Annotated in this window: 26 protein-coding genes; 22 read left to right on the top strand and 4 right to left on the bottom strand. The window is 71.5% G+C overall.

From position 1 onward, the window contains the following. Positions 1-24 precede the first annotated feature (24 nt). Positions 25-1,446, bottom strand: coding sequence for an amino acid permease (locus tag ACFY01_RS14700; RefSeq protein ID WP_390736077.1), 1,422 nt, complete (start codon positions 1,444-1,446; stop codon positions 25-27). A 225-nt stretch (positions 1,447-1,671) separates the two neighbouring features. Here ACFY01_RS14700 and ACFY01_RS14695 point away from each other — a divergent pair, with 225 nt between their 5' ends. Both ACFY01_RS14695 and ACFY01_RS14690 read left to right on the top strand, forming a co-directional pair. Further along, positions 1,672-2,160, top strand: a complete 489-nt coding sequence (locus tag ACFY01_RS14695; protein ID WP_390736076.1) for a ribose-5-phosphate isomerase — start codon at positions 1,672-1,674, stop codon at positions 2,158-2,160. A 355-nt stretch (positions 2,161-2,515) separates the two neighbouring features. Next, complete coding sequence (locus tag ACFY01_RS14690; protein ID WP_390736075.1) at positions 2,516-3,358, top strand: Fpg/Nei family DNA glycosylase; 843 nt, start codon at positions 2,516-2,518, stop codon at positions 3,356-3,358. 25 nt (positions 3,359-3,383) lie between these two features. Here ACFY01_RS14690 and ACFY01_RS14685 read toward each other — a convergent pair whose 3' ends face one another. After that, positions 3,384-4,637 carry a GNAT family N-acetyltransferase gene (locus ACFY01_RS14685; protein WP_390736074.1) on the bottom strand — a complete coding sequence of 418 codons (1,254 nt, stop codon included), beginning with the start codon at positions 4,635-4,637 and terminating at the stop codon, positions 3,384-3,386. A 163-nt stretch (positions 4,638-4,800) separates the two neighbouring features. Here ACFY01_RS14685 and ACFY01_RS14680 point away from each other — a divergent pair, with 163 nt between their 5' ends. From ACFY01_RS14680 to ACFY01_RS14665, 4 genes are all read left to right on the top strand, one after another. Then, entirely contained in the window at positions 4,801-5,979 is a 1,179-nt protein-coding gene (locus ACFY01_RS14680) for a PP2C family protein-serine/threonine phosphatase (protein ID WP_390736073.1), read from the top strand. A gap of 175 nt (positions 5,980-6,154) precedes the next feature. Next, a complete protein-coding gene (locus ACFY01_RS14675; RefSeq protein WP_390736072.1) occupies positions 6,155-6,913 on the top strand; it encodes an ABC transporter ATP-binding protein in 759 nt (252 codons plus the stop codon). Continuing rightward, the gene (locus ACFY01_RS14670) at positions 6,913-9,399 is read left to right on the top strand and encodes an ABC transporter permease (protein WP_390736071.1); all 2,487 of its coding nucleotides are present in this window, start codon (positions 6,913-6,915) and stop codon (positions 9,397-9,399) included. The genes ACFY01_RS14675 and ACFY01_RS14670 overlap by 1 nt, the downstream gene beginning before the upstream one ends. Beyond that, on the top strand, positions 9,396-9,863 hold the full coding sequence (locus ACFY01_RS14665; protein ID WP_390736070.1) for an HD domain-containing protein: 468 nt from the start codon (positions 9,396-9,398) through the stop codon (positions 9,861-9,863). The genes ACFY01_RS14670 and ACFY01_RS14665 overlap by 4 nt, the downstream gene beginning before the upstream one ends. A gap of 38 nt (positions 9,864-9,901) precedes the next feature. Here the strand turns inward: ACFY01_RS14665 and ACFY01_RS14660 are convergent, their stop codons facing one another. Continuing rightward, positions 9,902-11,101, bottom strand: a complete 1,200-nt coding sequence (locus tag ACFY01_RS14660; protein WP_390736069.1) for an acyltransferase family protein — start codon at positions 11,099-11,101, stop codon at positions 9,902-9,904. 431 nt (positions 11,102-11,532) lie between these two features. On the opposite strand from ACFY01_RS14660, the gene ACFY01_RS14655 reads away from it, so the two are divergent. From ACFY01_RS14655 to ACFY01_RS14645, 3 genes are all read left to right on the top strand, one after another. Beyond that, positions 11,533-11,727 (top strand): hypothetical protein, encoded by a 195-nt coding sequence (locus ACFY01_RS14655; protein WP_390736068.1) that lies wholly within the window; start codon positions 11,533-11,535, stop codon positions 11,725-11,727. A gap of 88 nt (positions 11,728-11,815) precedes the next feature. Next, positions 11,816-13,969: a PQQ-binding-like beta-propeller repeat protein gene (locus tag ACFY01_RS14650; RefSeq protein WP_390736067.1), complete on the top strand. Its 2,154-nt coding sequence runs from the start codon at positions 11,816-11,818 to the stop codon at positions 13,967-13,969. A 1,362-nt stretch (positions 13,970-15,331) separates the two neighbouring features. Next, positions 15,332-15,901 (top strand): nuclease-related domain-containing protein, encoded by a 570-nt coding sequence (locus tag ACFY01_RS14645; protein WP_390736066.1) that lies wholly within the window; start codon positions 15,332-15,334, stop codon positions 15,899-15,901. On the opposite strand, the gene ACFY01_RS14640 is transcribed toward ACFY01_RS14645, so the two are convergent. Then, positions 15,902-16,660 carry a GntR family transcriptional regulator gene (locus tag ACFY01_RS14640; RefSeq protein ID WP_361456680.1) on the bottom strand — a complete coding sequence of 253 codons (759 nt, stop codon included), beginning with the start codon at positions 16,658-16,660 and terminating at the stop codon, positions 15,902-15,904. It abuts the gene before it with no gap. A gap of 187 nt (positions 16,661-16,847) precedes the next feature. Here ACFY01_RS14640 and ACFY01_RS14635 point away from each other — a divergent pair, with 187 nt between their 5' ends. From ACFY01_RS14635 to ACFY01_RS14575, 13 genes are all read left to right on the top strand, one after another. Next, a complete protein-coding gene (locus tag ACFY01_RS14635) occupies positions 16,848-17,177 on the top strand; it encodes a hypothetical protein (protein WP_361456683.1) in 330 nt (109 codons plus the stop codon). 2 nt (positions 17,178-17,179) lie between these two features. Beyond that, positions 17,180-18,520, top strand: coding sequence for an FtsK/SpoIIIE domain-containing protein (locus tag ACFY01_RS14630; RefSeq protein ID WP_390736065.1), 1,341 nt, complete (start codon positions 17,180-17,182; stop codon positions 18,518-18,520). Between the two features lie 11 nt (positions 18,521-18,531). After that, positions 18,532-18,723, top strand: a complete 192-nt coding sequence (locus ACFY01_RS14625) for a hypothetical protein (RefSeq protein WP_390736064.1) — start codon at positions 18,532-18,534, stop codon at positions 18,721-18,723. A 5-nt stretch (positions 18,724-18,728) separates the two neighbouring features. Next, on the top strand, positions 18,729-19,376 hold the full coding sequence (locus ACFY01_RS14620; protein WP_390736063.1) for a DUF2637 domain-containing protein: 648 nt from the start codon (positions 18,729-18,731) through the stop codon (positions 19,374-19,376). 19 nt (positions 19,377-19,395) lie between these two features. Beyond that, entirely contained in the window at positions 19,396-19,578 is a 183-nt protein-coding gene (locus tag ACFY01_RS14615) for a hypothetical protein (RefSeq protein ID WP_390736062.1), read from the top strand. A 1-nt stretch (position 19,579) separates the two neighbouring features. Further along, on the top strand, positions 19,580-19,768 hold the full coding sequence (locus ACFY01_RS14610; protein ID WP_390736061.1) for a mobile element transfer protein: 189 nt from the start codon (positions 19,580-19,582) through the stop codon (positions 19,766-19,768). Positions 19,769-19,783: 15 nt separating this feature from the next. Further along, positions 19,784-20,092 carry a SpdD protein gene (locus ACFY01_RS14605; RefSeq protein WP_390736060.1) on the top strand — a complete coding sequence of 103 codons (309 nt, stop codon included), beginning with the start codon at positions 19,784-19,786 and terminating at the stop codon, positions 20,090-20,092. 93 nt (positions 20,093-20,185) lie between these two features. After that, positions 20,186-20,365 (top strand): hypothetical protein, encoded by a 180-nt coding sequence (locus ACFY01_RS14600; protein ID WP_390736059.1) that lies wholly within the window; start codon positions 20,186-20,188, stop codon positions 20,363-20,365. After that, positions 20,365-20,568 (top strand): hypothetical protein, encoded by a 204-nt coding sequence (locus ACFY01_RS14595; protein ID WP_390736058.1) that lies wholly within the window; start codon positions 20,365-20,367, stop codon positions 20,566-20,568. Before ACFY01_RS14600 ends, ACFY01_RS14595 begins: the two co-directional genes overlap by 1 nt. A gap of 2 nt (positions 20,569-20,570) precedes the next feature. Continuing rightward, complete coding sequence (locus tag ACFY01_RS14590) at positions 20,571-20,741, top strand: hypothetical protein (RefSeq protein WP_390736057.1); 171 nt, start codon at positions 20,571-20,573, stop codon at positions 20,739-20,741. Then, positions 20,738-22,132 carry a replication initiator protein RepSA gene (gene repSA / locus ACFY01_RS14585; RefSeq protein WP_390736056.1) on the top strand — a complete coding sequence of 465 codons (1,395 nt, stop codon included), beginning with the start codon at positions 20,738-20,740 and terminating at the stop codon, positions 22,130-22,132. Before ACFY01_RS14590 ends, repSA begins: the two co-directional genes overlap by 4 nt. After that, positions 22,125-22,331 (top strand): excisionase family DNA-binding protein, encoded by a 207-nt coding sequence (locus ACFY01_RS14580; RefSeq protein WP_390736055.1) that lies wholly within the window; start codon positions 22,125-22,127, stop codon positions 22,329-22,331. Before repSA ends, ACFY01_RS14580 begins: the two co-directional genes overlap by 8 nt. Next, positions 22,331-23,500 (top strand): tyrosine-type recombinase/integrase, encoded by a 1,170-nt coding sequence (locus ACFY01_RS14575; protein WP_390736054.1) that lies wholly within the window; start codon positions 22,331-22,333, stop codon positions 23,498-23,500. Before ACFY01_RS14580 ends, ACFY01_RS14575 begins: the two co-directional genes overlap by 1 nt. The last annotated feature ends 28 nt before the right edge of the window (positions 23,501-23,528 follow it).

The following is a 23,528-nucleotide window of genomic DNA, read 5'->3' as shown; positions in this document are numbered from 1 at the left end:
GGAACGCGGCGGTGGTTCGCCGGATCAGCCGACGGACACCTCGTCGGCCGGCGCCGGCTCCGCGGCCGCAGCGGTACGGCCGCCGAGGACCTTCTCCTTCACCACGGCGATCACGATCACCAGCGCCGCGACCAGCAGCGACAGCAGTACGGTCTCGCGGCCGTCGTGCTCGGTGTCGGTCAGCATGTAGCCGAGGACGAACACGATCAGCGCGGCCGTGGCCCAGGTCAGGTACGGGTACAGCCACATCTTCACGACGAGCTTCTCCGGGGCCTCCCGCTGGATGATCCGCCGCATGCGCAGCTGCGAGAAGCAGATGACCAGCCAGACGAACAGGGCCACCGCGCCACTGGAGTTGACCAGGAAGAGGAAGACCGAGTCCGGGAACTTGTAGTTGAAGAAGACGGCGACGAAGCCGAAGATCACGGAGGCGACGATCGCGGCCATCGGCACACCGCGGGAGGTCGTACGGGCGAACGCCTTGGGCGCGTCACCGCGCTGGCCGAGCGAGAACGCCATCCGGGAGGCCGTGTACAGACCGGAGTTGAGACAGGACAGCACCGACGTCAGCACGATGAAGTTCATGATCTCGCCGGCGTGCGCGATGCCGAGGGAGTCCAGGGCGGCGACGTAGGAGCCCTGCTCCTTGATCGACGGGTCGTTCCAGGGGAGGAGGGAGACGACGACGAGGATCGAGCCCAGGTAGAAGACGCCGATACGCCAGATGATGCTGTTCGTCGACTTGGTCACCGCGCGCTGCGGGTCCTCGGACTCGCCGGCCGCCAGGGTCGCGATCTCGCTGCCCATGAAGGAGAAGACGACCAGGAGCACACCGGTGAGGATCGAGCCGGGGCCGTGCGGCAGGAAGCCGCCGTGGGAGCTCAGGTTGCCGAAGCTCGCCTTGTCGGCGTGTACGCCCGGCAGCACGCCGAAGATGGCCAGCAGGCCGACGACGATGAACGCGCCGATCGCCACGACCTTGATGCCGGCGAACCAGAACTCGAACTCGCCGTAGGAGCCGACGGAGACCAGGTTGGTGGCGGTGAGCACGGCCATCACGATGAGTGCCCAGCCCCACTGCGGGACGGCGGGGACCCATCCCTCGAGGATCGTGGCGCCGGCGGTGGCCTCCACGGCCAGCACCACCACCCAGAAGAACCAGTACAGCCAGCCGATGGAGAACCCGGCCCAGCGGCCCAGCGCACGGTCGGCGTGCGCGGAGAAGGAGCCGGAGGTGGGATTCGCGGCGGACATCTCACCCAGCATGCGCATCACCAGCACGACGAGCGTGCCGACGAGGGCGTAGGAGAGAAGGATGCCGGGCCCTGCGGTGGCGATACCGGAGCTGGAGCCGACGAACAGTCCGGCACCGATCACGCCGCCGATGGCGATCATGGTCAGATGCCGGTTCTTGAGTCCTGCCTGAAGTCCGGAACCAGGGGTCATGGACGGATTTCCTTTGCGCCGGTGGAGCGGATTCCCGTACGCGGGGGGATGCCGTTGTGCGGCCTTGTACGAGTCGGTCCAGTGAATCCGAGGTGTACGAATACGGGAACCTTTGAATCCGGATTGTTACTTGAGGTTCCCTTGAGCTTCTATGGTGTGACTCACATTTTTCCGACGCGGCATCCCGAGGCTGCTGCCCCGAAACACCCGTGACACACTCATCCCATGCGCGTGTATCTCGGCTCCGACCATGCGGGCTTCGAACTCAAGAACCACCTCGTCGAATGGCTCAAGGCGGCGGGCCACGACCCCGTCGACTGCGGCCCGCACATCTACGACGCCCAGGACGACTACCCGCCCTTCTGTCTGCGCGCCGCGGAGCGGACGGCCGCGGACCCCGACTCCCTCGGCATCGTGATCGGCGGCTCCGGCAACGGTGAGCAGATCGCCGCGAACAAGGTCAAGGGCGTCCGCGCGGCCCTCGCCTGGAGCGAGGAGACGGCCTCCCTCGGCCGCCAGCACAACAACGCCAACGTCGTGGCGGTGGGCGCGCGCATGCACACCCAGGAGGAGGCGACCAAGTTCGTCGAGACGTTCCTGGGCACGGAGTTCTCCGGCGACGAGCGTCACATCCGCCGCATCGACATGCTGTCGGCCTACGAGACGACGGGCGCCCTGCCCCCCATCCCGGCCCACCACCCGCAGCAGGACTGACCCGTCGCGCTGGGGGCTGCCGCCCCCAGACCCCCGCTTCGGCCCTGAAGGGGCCTCGTCCTCAAACGCCGGACGGGCTGAGTAATGCCGGCCGGGGCTGAAGAGGTCCATGGGGTGCAGGGGCGGAGCCCCGCGAGGGGTGCAGGGGACGCAGTCCCCGCCGGGGTCTGGGGCGGAGCCCCAGGGTGGGGCAACGTTCCAGTTGGGCGTCATGGGTGGGTGGGAAACCCCCGGGGGCTGGGGCGGAGCCCCAGGGCGGGGCCCCAGGGCGGGGCCACCTCCCAGTCGGCCGTCACGAGCGGGCGGGTGGGAAACGGGGTCCGGGGCGACAGCCCCGGGGAAAGGTACGGTCACGTTGCCAGAGGGGCACACGATCCACCGGCTGGCGCACGACTACGCCGCCCGGTTCGCCGGCACCACCCCCCGCGTGACCAGCCCCCAGGGCAAGTTCTCCGACGCCGCCGAACTGCTCACCGGCACGGAACTCACCCACACCGAAGCCCACGGCAAACACCTCTTCCTCGGCTTCCGCGACCCCGAGGCCCCCGACTGGATCCACATCCACCTCGGCCTCTTCGGCAAGGTCACCTTCGGCGACGTCCCCGCGGCCGCGCCCGCGCCCGCGGCCCCACCCCCGCCCACGGACACCGTGCGCCTCCGCCTCGCGAACGCCACCTCGTACGTCGACCTCCGCGGCCCCACCACCTGCGCCCTGATCACGGACGCCGAGAAGCAGGCGATACACGACCGCCTCGGCCCGGACCCCCTCCGTACGGACGCCGACCCGAAAAGCGCGTACCAGAGAATCTCCCGCAGCCGTACGACGATCGCCGCGCTCCTCATGGACCAGAAGGTCATCGCGGGCGTCGGCAACGTCTACCGCGCCGAGGTCCTCTTCCGGCACCGCATCGACCCGTACCGCGCGGGCCGCGACATCACCCCCGCCGAGTGGGACGCGATCTGGGCCGACCTCGTCGAGCTCATGCGCGAGGGCGTCCGCAACAACCGCATCGACACCGTCCGCCCCGAGCACACCCCCGAGGCGATGGGCCGCCCGCCCCGCGTCGACGACCACGGCGGCGAGGTGTACGTCTACCGGCGGGCCACCCTGCCCTGCCACATCTGCGCCACCGGCATCCGCACCGCCGACCTCGCCGCCCGCAACCTCTTCTGGTGCCCCACCTGCCAGCGTCCCTGAGGGCACCGGACCGCAGCCACCGCCGCTAGAACCCGTGCGGCAGCCAAGGTGCCACCGCCGACCCGAACCCCACCGACGCCTCCGTGAGCGCCCCCTCCCGCAGCTCCCGCACCAGCCCCGCCGCGGCCAGTGCGGCGAGTGAGACGCCGCCCAGGTACGCCGCCCCCAACTCCCGTACGGAAAGCGCGAGATCGGCCGCGTCCTCGGTCCGTTCGCAGGCCGCGCCCTTCGTGTCGCCGGTCAGCCGCCAACGCCCCGCGTTCCACGGGCAGAAGGAGTCCTCGACCTCGAACACGAGGTCCACCGGGGCCTGATAGGTGCGCGCCGCCAGCGCCGCGCCCACGTCCACCAGCCGCACGTGCAGCGAGTCCCGCACCAGCAGCTCGCACCGCCGGACGTCCGACACCAGGTACTGCCACGGCTCGTCCACCGGCCGCCGCCGGGCGTCGATCACCGTGGTCAGGTCGATGCCGAACAGGAACCGCCACACAGCGGCGTGCGCCGCGGGGTCGAGCGCCTCCATGTCCTCCAGTACCACCGTCCCCTTGGGCCCGGCCGGCTCCCACTCCGGCTTGACCCGGAAGCGGGCGTACCCGACCGGCTCCCCGCCCCGCTCGGCGACCACGCACTGCAACGGCGACGCCCCGTCCCGCTCGCCCGCCGGGTCCAGCAGCATCAGCCGCTCCCAGCCCGGCGACCGCGCCAACATGCCCGGCCGCAGGGGCACCTGCCGGGCGTACAGGGCCTCGCAGGCGTCGAGGACGTCGGCCGGTTCGACGTACCGCAGCCGTACGTCGTCGGTGCCGGGCGGCACCGTCAGCCGTACCCGGGTGGTGTCGATCCGCGCGTTGACGTTGTACGTCGCCGCGGCGTACCCGAACCGCCCGTAGATGGCCGGTTCGGAGGCCGTCAGCACCGCCAGCGGCCAGCCCCAGGACCGTACGTCGTCCAACTGCCGCCGCATCATCGAGGTCAGCACGCCGCGCCGCCGGTGCGTGGCGGCCACACTGACCATGGTGACGCCCGCGGCCGGCACCGAGGCCCCGCCGGGCACCGTCAGCCGGAAGTCGAAGGCCGACGTCGTACCGACGACCGCGTCACCGTCCCAGGCGCCGATCGAACGCTCGGTCTCGGTCAGCGAGTTCCACAGCTCACGCTCCTCCGCCGCCTCCGGAACCCCGCCGAAGGCCCGGAGCAGGCTGTCGTACCACTGGTCCCATTCGTCCGGCCGCAGCACCCGCAGATCGGCCGAAGGGCTACTCGAAAGGTCTGTCCCCATGGACCATGCGTACCAGCGCCGTCGTGGGGCGGGCGAACCAATTTCCGCCGGGTTGCGACAGGACGGCGCTCTGTGAAGTTCACTGTGATGTTGGGCCTCGGACGGGGGATAAGTCGGACCTCCCGTGCCAAGCGCCTGGTCCGATGGATAGGGTCCCGAACTAATGGCAGCAGGACGAGAGCGGCGCTCGAAGGCCGAGACGTTCACGGCCCGGTGGAAGATGCAGTGGCACCGGGCCCGCGTCGGCCTGCGCAGAAGCGCCGTGGACTACTTCCGCGGCGACGGCTCGGACTGGATCGCGCTGGCCGGACTGCTGCTCACCATCCCGGTGCTCGCGTCGATGACCCTGGCCAACTCGGTGTGGTGCTCACCCGCCACGCTGGTCCTGCCGATCGTCGCGGGCGGCCTGCTGCTGCGGCCCGCGAGCCTGCTCGGGCTGTACGCCGCGGCGGCCACGGCGCTGATCGTGGAGTCGGTGCGGCTGGGCCCGTACACCGAGGGGCCCTCCAGGGTCACGCCGGGTGTGGTGCTCGTGGTCGCCGCCTGCGGGTTCTTCGGGCTGCTCACCGCGCAGTTCCGCAGCCGGGTCGGCGTGCCGTGGCGGCGCGGCGGCACCATGCTGTTCGACCTGCGCGAGCGGATCCGGGTGCAGAGCAAGCTGCCGAAGCTGCCGCCGGGCTGGCACCGGGAGATGGCGCTGCGGCCCGCGGGCGGGCAGTCCTTCTCCGGTGACTTCGTGGTCGCGGCCCGTACCAACGGCGGGCGCACGCTGGAGGCCGTGCTCACGGACGTGTCCGGAAAGGGCATGGACGCCGGGTCGCGCGCGCTGCTGCTGTCCGGGGCGTTCGGCGGACTGCTCGGCTCGCTGCCACCGCACGCCTTCCTCCCGGCGGCCAACGGCTATCTGCTGCGCCAGGACTGGGACGAGGGCTTCGCGACCTCGATCCACCTGGTGCTGGATCTCGACTCCGGGGACTACGAGTTGTACTCGGCGGGGCATCCGCCGGGCCTGCAACTCAGCGCGGGCAGCGGGCGCTGGGAGGAGAAGGCCGCGGAGGGCCCGCTCCTCGGTGTGTACGACGGTGCCCAGTTCGACCCCGTGAAGGGCTCGCTGCGGCCGGGAGACGTGCTGATGCTGTTCACGGACGGCCTGGTGGAGACGTCCGACCGGGACATCGTCGAGGGCATCGACCGCCTCACCGGCGAGGCCGACCGCTATGTCGCGGGCGGCTTCCACGGAGCGGCCTGGCATCTCATCGAGGCCGTGGCGAAGGACGTCAACGACGACCGGGCGCTGCTGCTGATCTGCCGGGAAGGCCCGTCCGCCCAGCAGGCCCGCTGACACGTGCCGTCCTGACGGTGGGGTTTTCCCCCGGCCCCATCCGCCAGCCGCCCTCATGGCCCGGGCACCCCCCGAATCCGTACGTTCGAGAAACCGGCAGACGCCACCGCGCGGGCACCACCGCGCGGCACCACCGCGCCCTGCCCCCCTCGACGAACGGACGGGAAGGACCCCCATGCCAAGCCAGTGGGCCGTAGAACTGCACGGAGTGACCCGGCGCTACGGCCGGGGCGGCTCCGCCGTCCACGCCCTGCGCGGCATCGACCTCACCCTCCCGCCCGGCACCTTCACCGCCGTGATGGGACCCTCCGGCTCGGGCAAGTCGACGTTCCTCCAGTGCGCGGCCGGCCTGGACCGCCCCACCGGCGGGAAGGTGCTGCTCGGCGGCACGGACATCACCGGCATGAGCGAGAACAAGCTCACCGCGCTGCGCCGCACCCGCCTCGGCTTCGTCTTCCAGGCCTTCAACCTGCTGCCCTCCCTCACGGTCGAGCAGAACGTCGTCCTGCCGACACGCCTGGCCGGCCACCGCCCCGACCGCCGCCGCGCCGCCGAGGTCCTCGCCCAGGTCGGCCTCGCCGACAAGGCCCGCCGCCGCCCGGGCCAGCTCTCCGGCGGCCAGCAGCAGCGGGTGGCGGTCGCCCGGGCACTCGTCACCCGCCCGGACGTGGTCTTCGCCGACGAGCCGACCGGCGCGCTGGACACCACCACCGCCGCCGAGATCCTCGCCCTCCTGCGGGACGCCGTCGACGCACAGGGCGCCACGGTCGTGATGGTCACCCACGACCCGTCGGCCGCCGCCTGGGCGGACCGCGTGCTGTTCCTGGCGGACGGCGAGATCGTCGACCACCTCGACCGCGCCCCGGCCGCCCGTATCGCCGACCGCATGGCCGAGCTCACCGCCCGCCCCGCCCGTGCGGAAGCGGCCGCCTGATGTACGGCCCCAACGGCCTCGCCCGCGCCGCCGTCCGCTTCCGTCCCGCCGCGTTCGCGGGCACCTTCGTCGCCCTCATGCTGGCCGCGATGATCGTCGCGGCCTGCGGAATCCTGCTGGAGACCGGCATACGGGCCACGGTCCCGCCGGTCCGCTACGCCCACGCCCCCGTCGTCGCCGCCGCGGACCAGCGCGCCCATACCGGTCACGGGGACGACAGCGACGCCGTGCCGGTCCCGGACCGCGCCCGCCTGGCCGCCGGCCTGGTGGCGCGGGCCGCCTCCGTGCCGGGCGCCCGCACGGCCGTCGCCGACGTCACCTTCCCCGTGGGCGGCCCGCACGCCGACCCGCTCACCGCCCACAACTGGGCTTCCACCGCCTTCACCGGCGAGCACCTCACGGGCGGTCGCGCGCCCGGCCCCGGTGAGGTCGTCCTGAGCCATGGCGCGGTCGTCGGCGACCACGGCACGGTCGGTGACCACGGCACGGTCAGCGCCCACGTCACCGTAGGCGACCACGTCACCCTCATCACCCCCGACGGCCCCCGCACCTACCGTGTCTCCGGCCTCACCAGGGCCCCGGCGGCGACCGTCTGGTTCGCCGATCCGGACGCCCTCCGCATCTCCGGGCACCCCGGCCGTATCGACGCCGTCGTCGTGCTGCCGAAGCCCGGCGTCACCCCGGCCGCCCTCGGGGCCCAGGTCGCCCACGCCCTCGGGCACCGGGCCCAGGTGCACACCGGTGCCGGCCGCGGTGCCGTCGAGGACCCCTCGCTCGCCGAGGCCTGTGAGCTCCTCACCGGGCTCGGGGGCTCCTTCGGCGGTGTCGCCACCATGGTCGCGGTGTTCACGGCGGCCGGGACCGTCGCGCTCGCCGTCGGGCAACGCGCCCGGGAGTTCGCCCTGCTGCGGGCCATCGGCACCACCCCGCGGCAGATCCGCCGCACGATCGCCACCGAGGCCCTCCTCGTCGCCCCGCTCGCGGGCGCGGCCGGCTGCCTGCCGGGGATCGCCCTGGCCCGCTGGTGGTTCGGGCAGCTGAAGGGCAAGGGGGCGATCCCGGGCGCCGTCGACCTGGCCGTGGGCTGGATCCCGCTGGTCTGCGCGGTCGGCGCGGTGCTGGTCACCGCTCTCGGGGCCGGGTACATCGCCGCCCGCCGCAGCTCCCGGATCAAGCCGGGGCAGGCGCTCGGCGAGGCGTCCGTGGAGCGGCTGCGGATCGGGTGGATCCGTACGCCGCTCGGGATCGCCGCCACCGTCGGCGGGTTCGTCTGCGCGGGGCTGGCCTCCTCGCTCGACGGGGAGGACGCGGCCAACGCCGCCCTCAGTGTGGTCCTGCTGTTCATGCTGGCCGTGGCGCTGCTCGGACCGCTGCTCGCCCGGGCGTTCGCGGCCCTGTTCGGGCCGGTGCTGCGCGGCGCGGGGGCGCCCGGGGCACTCGCCGCCGCCAACTCCCGTACCAACGCCCGCCGGCTGGCCTCGGCGATCACGCCGATCGTGCTCGCCATGGCGTTCTCCTCGGTGCTGGTGTTCATGCAGACCAGCGAGGAGAAGGTGACCGGCGATCAGCAGCGCGCGGGCGTCACCGCCGACCACATCGTCACCGCCGATCCCGGGCTCGCCCCGGACGCCGTGACCAGGGCCCAGGACACCCCCTCGGTCACCGCCGCCGTGGGCCTGTTGCGGACCTCGGTGCTCGTGCCGGTCTCCGGGTCGCTGGAGTCGGCGAGCGCGCAGGGGGTCACGGGGACGGTACGGGACCTGGCCGCCGTACAGGACCTGGGGGTGCGGCGGGGGCGGCTGTCGCTGCGGCCCGGCGAGGTGGCGGTCGACGCCTCCCTCGCCCGGAACACGCACGTCGGGGTCGGCGACCGGCTCCGCCTGTACCTGCCCGACGGGACCAGGACCGCGCCGCTGGTCGTGGCGACGTACGCGCGCGGCATGGGACTCTCACAGGTCACCCTCGGCCGCGCCGCGCTGGCCGGCCACGTCAGTTCGGCCTTCGACACCGAGCTGTGGACCAAGGGCGGCACGGCACGGGCGCTGGCGCCCCTGGGGAAGGTGCTGGACCGGGGCGGGTACACCACCGCCCGGTCACTGGACCGGGAGCTGAACGCCTGGGCCAACGCCGTGATGGCCGGCGTGCTCGGCGGGTTCGCCGCCGTGGCCGCCGTGAACACGCTGGTGATGACGGTCCTCGACCGGCGCAGCGAGCTCGGCACGCTCCGGCTCATCGGCTCCACCCGCCGGCAGATCCTGCGCATGATCCGCTGGGAGGCCCTCCTGGTCGCCCTCAGCGGCATCGGCCTGGGCACGGCGATCGCACTGGCCACGCTGGTGCCGATGATGAAGGGACTGACGGGACAGGAACCGTACGTACCGCCGCTGGTGTACGGGGCGTTCGCGGCCGGTGTCGTGGTGCTCGGGGTGGCCGCCGCGACCCTTCCGGCCCGGGCCGCGCTGCGCCGGGAGACACTGGGGCGATGACCGAGACGCGCCCCCCGATGACCCTCGCCGAGGTGGAGACCCTGGCGTGCGCCGCCCACGCCGGGCAGACCGACAAGGCGGGGCGGCCGTACGCCGAGCATCTGCGGGCCGTCGCGGAGGGCGTGCGGGCCCGGGGCGGCGACGAGGCGCAGATCGCGGCGGGCTGGCTGCACGACGCGGTCGAGGACGACGCCCTCTCCGAGGAGTGGCTGGCGGGGGCCGCGCTGAGCCGCCGTACGAAGGACATCGTGCTGGCGGTCACCAAGCGGGCGGGGGAGGGCCCGGAGGCGTACGCCCGGCGCGTTCTCGACACGCCCGGCGCGCTGCTGGTGAAGGAGGCCGACCTCGCCCACAACGCTGACCCGGACCGGCTGGCCGTGCTGGACGGGGCGACCCGGACACGACTGACCGAGAAGTACACGCGGATGCGCGCACTTCTCGGCCTGGGGACGCCCGGGGAATGACGGGGCCCGGGGAGTGACGGGCCCGGGGAATGACGGGGCTAGACGCCGACCTTCTCGCGCTCGGGTTCCCGCAGCCGGCGTTCGCGGGCGAGTTCGGCGGCGTCCTGCTTGAACGCCCAGTTCATCTGCGGCTCCATGGCGAAGCGGAACACACGCCGTACAGGGGCGGTGCACAGGAGCGTGACGACGGCGGCCGCGGTGACGGTCACCAGGATCTCGCCGAGCGGCCGGTGCAGCGCCGCGTGGTCGAACCAGCCCTGGTAGTCGGCGAACTTCACCAGGAAGCCGTGCAGCAGGTAGCCGCACAGCGTGCCCGCGCCCAGCGCGGTGAACCACGTCGTGCGGCCCGGCACCCAGGCGAAGAAGCAGGCGGTCAGCAGCAGCGAGCAGCCGAACATCGCGACCACCATGACCGGCCCCGCCCACCACGGCGCGCCCAGCTCCTGGGCCGAGTCCCGGTGGTAGAACCAGGCGGTGTTCATGCGGGGCACCGCCCACCAGCCGAACGCCAGCGCGGCCGCGAACACCGGTACGGCGGCGGCCCGCGCCCAGGGGCGGCGCACCAGATGGAAGTGCTCGGGCTTCATGCACAGGCCCAGCACGAAGTACGGCAGGAACTGCAGGACGCGCTGGAGGTCCAGGTCGTCGCCGATGCTCGGGGTGACGGAGGCCAGCATGGCGATGCCGAGCGCGACCGGGAGCGGGTGGCGGACCAGCTTCCAGATGGGCGTGGTCAGCCGCCAGACGAACAGCGCGCACAGGAACCAGGTCAGGTACCAGGGATCGAGGAGGCTGATCTCCTGGCTGGGGTCGTGGTCGACGAACCGCTTGAAGAGCGGGTAGGCGGTCTCGAACACGATGTACGGCACGGCGACGCCGGTGATCAGCCGCTTCAGCCGGTCCGGGCGCATGTCGAAACTGCGCGAGAAGAAGCCGGAGATGATGATGAACGCCGGCATGTGGAAGCTGTACACGACCGAGTACAGGCCCTCGAGGATGCGGCTGTCGCCCTTGAGGGGCTCCCACGAGTGCCCCATGGCGACCAGCACGATGGCGAGGTACTTGGCGTTGTCGAAGAACGCGTCGCGCTGTTTGCCCGGTCTGTCCGCCTGTGTCGGCTGCTCCCGTGACTGCTGCGCACCTGTCGGGGTACGCGGACTGGGCACTCCTTCCGTCGGCGACTGTGCCGGGGGGAGTGGCCTTCGGTGCTGGCCGTGGGACGAGGCGGCGTCAAACATCTCAGGCACCCTAGCGTCGGCTGTGGGATTTCGTAAAACCCCGTGCGTCATTCCTGGTTATCGGACTGCGGGTACCCCGGATTTTCCGAAGTTGACATGTCTGGCCACGTGATGGCGAGCACATCAATGGGTCGTAGGGGACCGCCGGATGGCCTTGATGTCCAGATTCATCCCGACTAATTGGTGCATAACGCCGTCTCTGCGTGAACAATTCGAATTACCCGCGCACGGGATGTGTGGACAGGGAAACGAAGTCGTGTAATTCCCTGTGGGTTCCCGGTGGACGGCGGCGCGAGTGGGGCCTCGAATTAGTGTGCGGGCGCCGGACTTGGCGCGGGCGGGGCCGACGATGTGTCACGTGCCGCATAGGACGGCCCGGTTGGTGGCACGATGGTTCCGGGAGTGCGGACCGACCGAGGGTGTGATCAGTTGTGGCCATTTCACTGTCCGTGGTGCTGCTGTTGGCGATCATCCTTGTGGTGCTGATCAGAGGGGGGAACATCAAGGCCGGCCCCGCCATCGTCGCGGTGCTCTTCGGCTTCTTCCTGGCCTCGACCGGGATGGCTCCGTCCATCCAGCGGTTCCTGAACTCGATAGCGGAGTCGATCAACTCCATCAGCTTCTGACCCGCGATCGGCGGCACCCGACGCACGACGGGACGACGGGACGACGGACGACGGACGACGGACGACGGGGGGGGGGGAACGTACGGGGATGGCGCTGCGCGACTCGGACCCGGCCGAGGTGGGCGGCTACCGGATCGAGGACCGCCTCGGCAGCGGCGGCATGGGCGTGGTCTACCTCGCGCGGTCCGCCTCCGGCCGCCGCCTCGCCGTCAAGGTCGTCCACGGCCAGTACGCCGACGACGACGAGTTCCGCACCCGGTTCGCCCGCGAGGTTGCCGCCGCCCGCCGGGTCAGCGGCGCCTTCACGGCTCCTGTGGTCGACGCCGACGCCGACGCCCCGCGCCCCTGGATGGCCACGCTCTACATACCGGGCGAGGACCTCGGCACCCACGTCCGCCGGCACGGCCCGCTGCCCCCGCCCCGGCTGCGCGAACTCGCCGCCGGCCTCACCGAGGCGCTGCGCGACATCCACCGCGCCGGCGTGGTCCACCGCGACCTCAAGCCGGCCAACGTGATGCTCGCCGAGGACGGCCCCCGCGTCATCGACTTCGGCATCTCCCGCGCCGCCGAGTCCGCCTCCGCCGACGCCCTCACCCAGACCGGCCGCGTCATGGGAACCCCGCCCTTCATGTCCCCCGAACAGTTCTCCTCCCCGCACGACGTCGGCCCGGCCGCCGACATCTTCTCCCTCGGCGCGGTCGTGGCGTACGCCGCCACCCGGCGCGGTCCGTTCGACAGCCCGAGCCCCTACGAGACGGCCACCCGGGTCGTCGAGGGCGAGCCGGACGTCGACGGCGTCCCCGCCGAACTGCTCCCCTTCGTCAGCCTCTGCCTGGAAAAGCACCCGAAGTCCCGTCCCACCCCCGACGAGCTCCTTCGCCTCCTGCGCGACGGGACCCTGCCGGACCCGCGCCCGGAGCCCACCCGGGTGAACACGCGCGGAAACACGCGGGAGGACACCGCGCCGCGCAGCCCGCACGGCCGGCGCCGAAGGCTGCGGGCCGCATCGATCGCGGGCGCCCTGCTGCTCGCGGCGGCCGCCTCCGCCACCGCGCTGTGGCTGACGGGAGGCGGGGACGGCAGCGGTACCCACAGCGACCTGCCGGCGGGCTGGCGGGCCTGGCAGGCGAAGGACCTCGACAAGGCGACCAGCCCCAGTGCGGCGTTCCCGTCCTGCACCGCGCTCGACGGCGGACTGATCTGCGCCGGTGACAGCATCAAGGCCGTCCGCTTCTCGCTCGCCACCGGCAAGGTCGAATGGAGCCACCCGGTGGCCGACCACCCCGACCCGAACAGCAGCGGCGGAAGCATCCCCGACAGCGGGGTGTTCGGCACCCACGGACACGACGTGTACGTGGTCGCCGACACCAAGGCCCGGTCGGCCGACACCGGCGACTACGTCTTCCAGGCCCTCGACGCCCGCACCGGCAAGGTGCGCTGGAACATGCCCGTCGGCGACCGGGAGCTGTCCGCGGTGGACGGCAGCACGGCCGTCACGGCCGACGGGCCGATCATCACCTACGGCAGGGACGGCAGGACGTACTCCCTGCTGGACACCGCCACCGGCACACCCCGCTGGAAGCGCACCACGCCCGCCGGGGACACCTGCGAGGTCCGCGCCGCGGCGGGCCACGGCTACCTGCTGTGCGTCGACCCCAAGGGCAAGCACACCCGGATCTCCGAGGTCGCCCCGGCCGACGGCAGGGCCCGGTGGACCGCCACGGTGGACGGCGCCCTCACCCTGGCCGGCCGGTCCGCGGGCCGTCTGGTCCTCCTCACGTCCCCGAACGCCCCCGACGACGCCTCGGGCGTCGCCTACCACCGCATCACCCTGCTCGACGTCACCGACCGCTCACCGCACGTCGTCCCCCTGGCCCACGCCGTACCGTCCGGCTCCACGCCCACCGTGCTCCGCGGCACCCTCTACTTCACGCTCAACAGCGGCGAGGTCCGCGCCGTCACCCCGGCCACCGGCCGCACCCTGTGGGACACCCGCTCCTCCGTCGAACGCCCCGGCCCGCCCGCCGTCAGCGACGCCTACGTCCTCGTCGCCTCCCCCGGCGGCCGCCTGGCCGCCCTGGACCGCCGCACCGGCAGGGAACTCCACAGCCTCCCCGGCCGCGACGCCCGCACGGACCCCGTCTTCGTGTACGTGGGCTCGACCCCCCTGGTACACGGCGACGCCGTCTACGTCCCGTACGGCATACGCGCCGTCTACTCCGCGGACATCCGCGACCTGTAGCAAACGCGAGGGGCCCGGCCCCCGCCGAAACGGAAACCGGGCCCCAGGGCCGTACAGAGCGGGCGACGGGAATCGAACCCGCGTAGCTAGTTTGGAAGATCGCGTATGCGCATGCTGCTTGACCTGGTAAGACGCTGACCTGCACGTCCTTCGGGTGCTCGCTGCGGCTCCCCGTGGTTCCCCCCTGCGCACCTCAGCATCGGGCACGCAGGGGGCACGGTGGTTGGTCGGTTAGCTTCGGTACAGCAAGAGGGCCGCGAGTCCTGTCAGAGCCGTGATCAGACTGGCGAGGGCTGAGATCAGCGCGGCTGTGTTAGGGGTCCCGACTGTACTGCTCGTTGACCCGGGTGTACTATTCCGGGACGGGAGACAGTTGTCTCCCATCTTCGATGGTTCCGGATGGTCGTCGTGCGCAGACATGACTTCCCTTCGAGTGTCGAGTGACCCGTCGGCGGACGTGGTGAGAGACAGACGCCGAACGGGTCATTGCTGTGCGTAGCTGGCTAACTCTAACAGGCGCGGCTCCACAACTCGCCCTCGTGGGCTGCTACTTGCGACGGTGTGGTTTCGGGCTGCTTCAAGACGGTAGCAGCGGGCGCTTCAGCGCTCATCCGGCCGTTTTCCCGTCCGCTCACTTCCAGCAACTAGGTGCCTGGACTGAGCGACACTGAGCGACACTGAGCGACATTGAGACTCGGTGAAACCCGGGCATATTCGCGTGCGTGCCGTGACTACAGGTTGGCCGGAAAGGTGCTGTGGGGCCGCCGAAAGTGCCCACGGCCAACGACATCAGCCCACCACTCTCCCCAGCTCTCATCCCGTACGCCGTCGACCCACACACCGTGGAGCGGGCGTGGTTCCTGGCGTCCAGGTGGAGCGCGCCACTGTACGAACGACCTGGACGCCAGGGGCCGCGTCTGCTCGGCTCTGCCTGGGTCGACGGCGTGCGGGATGGGAGCTCCCCGCGCACGCCACAACGGGCCCGCACTCGGCAATGGTGCCCCCTCCATCCCGGTGCCGGCCGATCCCCCGCCGGAGGCATCGTCTGTGACCGGTGGCCGTGCTCGTCGGGTGCTCGACTCATGGCCTCCGGCCCAATCCATGTGTGGGCGCGCGTCGGCGCAGCGCGGGCGGAGCGGGCCGGAGGCAGGAGCGGCGCCCGCAGCGGAGCCGGGAAGCGCGCCCGGCGGAGCGGAGCGCAGCCGGGGCTTGATGAGGTAGAGAAACCTGTAACAGCTCATGGCCGATACGGGTCTTGGCGCTGGTCATGCCTCCGTGGTGATCTGGCAGCGATAGCACGCGGGAGGGGGCAGGGTGCAGCCGTTACCGGATGACTTGGCGCGGAACCGGCCGGGCGACGCGGTGCGCCGCAAGATCCACGAGTTGCAGCCGAATCGAGCACTGCGGCTGGTCGACCGTTGGCGGCCCCGTTCGGAGATCCGGAGTTGGGTGGACGGACTCACAGGCGAACGGCTCACCGCCCGGAAGCTGAGCAGACTACGGGGTCGTGGCTGGTTCACTCTCCACGCCATCCAGTGGGCGAGCGGCGCGGACATAGATCACCTCACCATCGGCCCCGCCGGCGTCTTCGCCATCAACTCCAAACGGCACCGAGGCAAGGCTGTTTGGTACGGCGACCGTGCCATCACGGTGAACGGCGCTCCCACCCGTCACATCGCAGTCAGTCAGTCTGAAGCGCGCCGTGTGTCCCGCATCCTGTCTCAGCGCTGCGGAGTCGACGTTCCCGTCCGCCCGGTGATCTCCGTCGTGCACGCGTCGAAACTGACCATCAAGGGGGCGAACCCTCCGGTACTCGTCCTGGCTGTCGAACACCTCGACCAGGTTCTGTCGGGGCTCTCACCGACGCTCTCCACCGACCAGGTGGCCCACATCTATGGTGTGGCGCGAAGGGCTCAGACCTGGGCCAGTTGATCAGGCGTCGAAGTCGTACTCCAGGATGTACGAGGCAGCGTCAAGCGTCATTTCGTTGATCTCGACGGGGCGGCCCTCGTCCGCGAAAGCGGTGCGGCAGATGAGAATGACCGGCGTACCCGAGGAGATGTTCAACTGCGCCGCCTCGTCCTTCGACGGCATGCGTGAGCGGATCTCCTCGCGGAAGTGCACGGGCTTGTAGCCGAGTTCGGCAAGCCTGGCGTACGTCCCGCCGGGTCCGGTGTTCTCCTCAGTGATCGCCGACCCTGCAACCACTGAGGTGGGCAGGTAACTCGTCGCGAGCAGAACGGGCTTCCCATCCAAGACGAAGCGCCGGCGCCTCACGCACACGGTCTCCTCGTCGGCCAGCTCCAGGACCGCGCCGATGTGGTCGGGGGCCCCCTCTTCCGACACGGTGACCTGGTCCACTTCGAGCGCGCGGTTTTCGATGTCCGCGGACCAGATGGAACGGCCGCTGCCCCACTGCTGCTGGGAAAGTCGCTGGATGCCTCGGCGTCGAAGCGGCCGGAACGCCCGGACGAACACGCCGGCGCCCTTGCGGGCCTCGGCGACGCCTTCGTCACGGAGCACACTCAATGCCTGTCGGGCCGTCATGCGGGCCACGCCGTGCGCGGCCATCAGGTCGTTTTCGCCCGGAAGCCGATCACCGGGACCGTACTCGCCCGACTGGATCGCCTCGCGTAGGGAGTCCGCGATCCGCTGGTACTTCGGCCGACGGTCGTCGTCGGTGGTGGCCATTTCGAAGCCCTCCTCTCTTCTCTAGACAGCTTAGGTCACGGGTGCGCCGCCCGCTCTCTCCGTGTAGCCGAGATCCGCGACCCTCAACGTCTCTAGACATCTCTCTTGACGTCTCTAGAGACGTACGCTCCAATGGAGATGTCTAGAGAGGTCGCGCCAGGCGGCCTCCAGGAACGAGGAGTGACGCATGCCGTCCTTCAAAATCGACACTTCGACCGCTGTGGTGTTCGTGGCGACCGCGCCGACGCCGAAGCTGGCCAACGCCAAGACCGGTGAGCGGGCCATGGACCGGGAGACCGGTGCGGCCCTGTCGACGGTGGGCCTGCTGGTCTCGGACGAGGGGGAGGGGAACCTCTACCAGGTGACCATCCCGGAGACGGGTTATCCGGAGGGTCTGGCGCCGGGCATGCCGGTCAAGGTCATCGGCCTGAAGGCCCGCGACTGGGAGAACGAGTTCAACGGCCAGAAGCGGCACGGGATCTCGTTCCGCGCGGTCGCGATCACCTCGGTGGCCTGACCATGACCGACGCAACGGTGTGGCTGGAGGCCACCGGGGCGCTCGCGGGGGCCGGCGGCCTCGGCTACGCGAAGGTGCGGGCCCCGCGGGTGTACTGGTCGCTGGTGGGCCTGCCGGTCACCTGGGCCCGGTTCACCTGGTCGTACCGCTCGACCATGGACGTGTGCGGGCTGACGGTGCAGCCGTCGGGGTTCCGGGCGTTCGTGACGCGGAACGTGGCCCGTCGGGAGGTGCTGCCGGTCCCGCCGAAGGTGCGCCGGGTGCGGGGTACGTCGACGGGGCTGCGGGTGACGCTGCGGCTTCCGGCCGGCCTGGAACCGGCGGACATCGCGGCAGCCTCGGAGCGGCTGCGGCACGCCTGGGGCGTCCACGCGGTCACCGTGGCGGAGACCAAGCCGGGCTTCGTCGAACTGCGGATGACCGGTTACGACGTTCTCAACCGGGTGCGCCTGCCCCGCTCGGCCCGCGCGGATGGCCTGGTGGTGCCGGTGGCTCTGCGGGACGACGGGACAGTGTTCGCCCGTGACTACCGGGCCGTGCCGCACGCGCTGACCCTGGGCGCGAACCAGTCGGGGAAGTCGGTCTACCAGCGCTCGCTCATCAAGGGGTTGGCGTCGCTGCCGGTCGCGCTGGTCGGGATCGACTGCAAGCGCGGTGTGGAACAGACCGCGTACGGGCCTCGGCTGTCGGCGCTGGCGACCACCCCGGATCAGGCTTCCGCCCTTGTGGACGCTCTGGTCGGGGAGATGGGCGACCGGTTCGATCTGCTGGCCCGGCACGGGGTGTCGGACCTGTGGGAGTTGCCCGAGAAGGTGCGCCCGGTCCCCGTCGTGGTCCTGGTCGACGAGATCGCGGAACTGTTCCTGATCGCGTCCAAGAAGGACGAGGAACGCCGCGAACGGCTCGTGACGGCGTTGATCCGGCTGGCGCAGATGTCCCGCGCGGTCGGGCTCTACCTGGAGGTGTGCGGACAGCGCTTCGGCTCCGAGCTGGGCAGGGGCGCGACCATGCTGCGCGCGCAGCTCACCGGGCGGGTGGTGCACCGGGTCAACGACAAGCAGACCGCCGAAATGGGCCTGGCCGACGTGGCCCCGGACGCGGTCCCGGCGGCTGGCCTGATCCGCGCGGACCGCCCGGGAACGGCGGTGGCTGGCGACTCCTCCGGGGGCTGGTCCCGCATCCGCACCCCGCACGTCTCCCGCTCCGAAGCGGTCGCCGCCTGTCGGCAGTACACGCACCTGGTGCCGAGTCTGCCCGCGCTGGCGCCGTTCCGCCCCGACGTGCCCGACCCGGTCACCGCTCCGGGCCCGTCCCTGGTCAAGCCCCGCCCGGTCACCGAGTAGGAGGGACCGCCATGGCTGCTCGCAAGACCACCAAGCGCACGGCTCCGGCCGTCCCGGCGGTCAAGGCGTGCTCGGAGTGCGGCGGTACCGGCTCGGTGCCGACCACGGTTCGAGTGGGCCGGCGTCACCGGACGGTGGGCCAGCAAGCGGGGATCTGCCTGGCCTGCCTGGGGACCGGGGAAGTCCCGGCGGACGGGGAGTGATCACCGTGACTCGCTCGATCCGCCCGGACGCGGTCCTGATCCAAGCCGTGATCGCCGGTGCCCTGTCCTTCGCGCACCTGCACGATTTGGCGGCGGCGGCCGGACAGTCCGGCTGGAAGGCGTGGGCCTATCCGGTCTCGGTCGACCTGCTGCTGGTCGCCGCCTGGCGTCGGCTGCGCGCCGGCCGGGGCACCTCTTCCTGGCTGTGGTTCGCGGTCGCCCTGTGCGCCTCGCTCGGCGCCAACGTCGCCACGGCTGGGCTGCTCGACCTCGGCCACGTGCCCGCCTGGCTGCGCATCCTCGTCGCCGGCTGGCCCGCCCTCGCCTTCCTCGGCGGCACCCTCCTGGTCCACGCCCCCGCCCCCGCCCTGCCGGACACAGAGCAGGACCACGAACCGGCGGTGCCGGAAGTCGAGATGCAGTCCACCGACGCACCCGACCCGGCCCCGGCGGCGGAACTGCCCCCGGCACCGCCCAAGCCGTCCGTCAGCACTGCGGCGGTTCCGCCGGCCCTGCTCGATCACGCCCGCTCGATCGCCGACGCACACCGCACCAGCACGGGCGAGCAGATCACCGCCGACGCGCTCACCGCCCGGCTCGGCCTGCCTGCCCCGACCTGCCAGGCAATCGCCGCTCAACTCCAACTCACCTGATGTGAAAGGAGAACAACCCATGCCGCAGACCTACAACCGCGCTGCCGACTACTTGGACGCGGCTCGCGAGATGGCCGACTCCGGACGCCCGGCCCTGGCCCGACTGCTGGCCGAGGAAGCCGCCGACCGCACCCCGGACCCGAACGAGGCGGCCCGCATCCTCGACGAGTTCCCCGGCGGCACGCTGCGGCGGGAGAGCTGACATGGCCGTCTTCCGCCGCTTCCGCGACGTGCGCCGCTTCGGCCCGGTCACCGTCGCCACTTACCACGATGGCCGGGGCCGCACCCGCCACACCGCCGCCTGCAACGCCCCCGGCTGCGGCTTCTCCGGTGACTACGCCGACCGCTCCGCCGCCGAACTCGCCGCCCGCACCCACCACTGCAACCCCTGACAGGAGGAACGATCCGTGTTCACGCCCAAGTACCCGCCCCCGGACACCGCCCCCGCGGTCCCGGCCCCGGCGCCCTCGATGGACAGCGTCCCGGCCGCCGCCACGCCGGCCCCGGTGCCGGTCGTCCCGGCCTCGAACCGGCCCACGGTTCAGCTCACCCCGGGCACCGTGCTCGCCCTGGTCGGCGGCGGCACCGCCGTGGTCCTGGTCGTCGGCGCGGTCCTGGTCTCCATGCTCCTGGCCGTCGCCATCACGGCTTCCTCGGTAGCCGTGGTCGCGGTCGTCCTCAAGTCGCTGATCAAGGACATCAACAAGCAGCGCTAACGGCCCCCGGAGCGGCCTCGGTCGCCAAACTTCCGCCGCTCCGGGCGCCTGCACCTCTTCCAGATCCAACGGACCCGAAAGGGAAGCCTCATCATGCCTCAGCACGCCCAGAACACGCGCGTCTGCCGCGACTGCGACGGCTTCGCCACCGCCGCCATCACCACCGGCACCCGCAAGTCGGACGGCACCCGCGCGACCCTCACCGTCACCTGCCTGACCTGCAAGGGCACCGGAATCGCCCGCCCGGCCCGAAACCAGGGGGTGCGTGTCTGATGCCTCGCATCTGGAGCCGCGGAGTCGACCGCATCCACTCTGACGGACTGGACGGCGAATACGACCGCCTGAAGAAGACCGCCAAGGCACACGAGCTGCACGACAGCGGCCGCGCGAAGCCGTCCCGCCCGGGCCGCGCTGACCTGTCCGGGCCGTCCAGCAGCGAATCCAGCACCCCTCAGAAGCGGCGTTGGGGGCGGTGACCATGGCCCTTCTCGACTGGCGCTCGCCCGAGCACTTCGACCACAGCGGCGACAAGCCGTGCGTGATCTGCACCAAGCCCACCCCGCTGCGGTCCGACCGCGGCAAGCCCGTCCACAAGGTGTGCGCAGAGGAGTGGATCGACCGCCACCTGCCCGAGGAGGACGGTAAGTGACCGACACCGCCACCGCGGCGGGCCTGGACCCGGCCACCCTCGCCGACGTGCTGAGGCTGGCCGGGTCCACCGGCTTCGACCGCATCCAAGACCAGATCCGCCGCACCGGCGGCTGCACCGACCCGATCCGCCTGCACGGCTCCACCGTCACCCGCGACGCCACCACCGGGCACGTCCTGCACTCCTACTCGACCGACCACGAACCCGGCGGCGTCCTCCGCCTCGCCTGCGGCAACCGCCGGGCTTCCCGCTGCCCGTCCTGCGCCTGGACCTACGCCGGGGACACCTATCACCTCATCCGCGCCGGCCTCGTCGGCGACCCGGCCAAGGGCACTCCCGAGACGATCCGCGACCACCCCCGCGTCTTCGCCACACTCACCGCGCCCTCGTTCGGCCCGGTCCACAACCGGCCCGGCAACCGGCCCTGCCGCTGCGGCACCCGCCACACCGAGGACGCCTCGGAGCTGGGCACACCGCTCGCCCCGGACACGTACGACTACGCGGGCGCCGTGCTGTGGAACAACCACGCCTCGGAGCTTTGGCGGTACTTCACGATCTACTTGCGCCGCGAGATCGCCCGCCGGGCCGGCCTGACCCAGAAGGATGCCCGGGAACAGTCGCGTGTCTCCTTCGGCAAGGTCGCCGAGTACCAAAAGCGCGGGGCCGTCCACTTCCACGCCGTGATCCGCTTCGACGGACCGGACGGGCCCGACGATCCGCCCCCGGCCTGGGCCACCCTCGACCTGCTCACTGACGCGATCCGCGCCGCCGCCGCCCGCGTCGCTGTCGACGTGCCCCCGTCAGGCGACCAGCCGGCCCGCACCCTGCGCTGGGGCACCCAGCTCGACGTACAGCCGATCGGCGCCTTCGGCCAGGGCGAGGAGATCACCGAGCAGGCCGTTGCCTCCTATGTGGCCAAGTACGCCACCAAAGCCGCCGAAACCACCGGCACCGTAGACCGACGGATCGGCAACAAAGAGGCCCTCGACCTGCTCGGCGTCCCCGAGCACCCCGCCCGGCTCATCGCCGCCTGCCTCGACCTGCACCCGCTCTACCCGGACCGCAAGCTCCGCGACTGGGCCCACATGCTCGGCTTCCGCGGCCACTTCTCCACCAAGTCCCGCCGCTACTCGACCACGCTCGGCGCCCTCCGCCAGGTCCGCGCCGACTACCGCGCCGCCCAGCAACGGGCTGCGCTCGGCCTGCCCGACCGGGACGACGAGGAAGCCACCACGCTCACCCTCGCCCATTGGGCCTACGCCGGCCACGGCCACACCCCCGGCGAATCCTGGCTCGCCGCCAGCATCCGTCGGGACATCCAACTCAACCGCGAGACGGCCCGGGAGGCGCTCGCAGACCTCGACCCGGAAGGGGAGTACGACCATGCATGAGCGCTACCTGAACGTCGCCCAGGTCGCCGAGCTGCTCGGTACGACCGTGCGCTTTCCCCGTCGGCTCATCGAGGAGCGGCGGATTACCTACGTCAAAGTGGGGCGGCACGTCCGCATCCCGGAAAGCGCCGTTCGTGCCTTCATCGTCGCGAACACGATCGAGCCGCGCCGTGGTGGCGCCCCGGGGGTGGCTGCCTGATGGCCGGCAAGCGTCGACAGTTCGGCCGGGTCCGCAAGCTGCCCTCGGGCCGCTACCAAGCCCGCTACGTCGGCCCTGACGGCCTCCTGCGGCCCGCTCCGGAGACGTTCCGCACCAAGCGGGACGCGGATGACTGGCTGGCCGACAAACAGACCGAGTTGCGCCGTGGCGACTGGCACGACCCGGACGCGGGGAAGGTGCCGTTCGGCTCGTACGCCGCTGCCTGGATCGAGGAACGCGAGCTGACCGCCACCACCCGGCAGCTCTACGGCTCGCTCTTGCGTCAGCACCTTGAGCCCACCCTCGGCACCGCCAATGTCGCGGAGATCACGCCCCCGCTCGTGCGTCGCTGGCGTGCCGACAAGCTCGCCGCCGGCACCGGGCCGACCACCGTTGCCAAGGCGTACGCCCTGCTGCGCGCGATCATGGGCACGGCCGTCGATGACCAGATGATCAGGCGCAACCCGTGCACGATCAAGGGTGCGAGCACCGTGCACACCCCGGAGCGGCCGACCGCCACCGTGCAGGAGGTCTACGACCTGGCCGACGCGATCCAGTCCCGCTACCGGGCGCTCGTGCTGATGGCCGGCTTCCTCGGTCTGCGCTGGGGCGAGCTGATCGGGCTGCACCGCCGGGATATCGACCTTGACCACGGCACCGTGCGCGTCCGCCGGGCCGTCGCCGAGCTGAACAACGGCCAGCGCCAGATCAAGGCTCCCAAGAGCGCGGCGGGCAAGCGCACGGTGACGGTTCCGACCGCGATCGTCTCCGACATCCGTGATCACCTGGAGCGGTTCGCTGAGCCGGGTGCGGACGGCCGGGTCTTCGTCGGGGCCAAGGGGGCGACTCCTCGCCGGAACCATTTCAACCGGCTGTGGCGCAAGGCCTCCGAGGACGCCGGGATCAAGGGCCTGCACTTCCATGATCTTCGGCACACGGGCAACACCCTCGCCGCCTCGACGGGGGCCAGCACGCGAGAGCTGATGGCGCGCATGGGCCACAGCACCGCCCGCGCCGCGCTGATCTACCAGCACGCCAGTGCGGACCGTGACCGGCTGATCGCCGACGCGCTGAGCGCCCTGGTCGACAGGGGGCGCAGGGGGACCCGGACGGGCGACGAGAAGCAAGATCCAGAGTCCGAGGGGCACGCGGGGGACACGGCGGACTGACCGGGACTCCCGGAAACACTCAGGGCCA

Origin of the sequence: Streptomyces sp. NPDC001480, from assembly GCF_042894725.1 — a bacterium.
Classification (GTDB): domain Bacteria; phylum Actinomycetota; class Actinomycetes; order Streptomycetales; family Streptomycetaceae; genus Streptomyces.
Note: the sequence above shows the minus strand (reverse complement) of the source record. Positions and strands in the feature narration are given on the sequence as shown.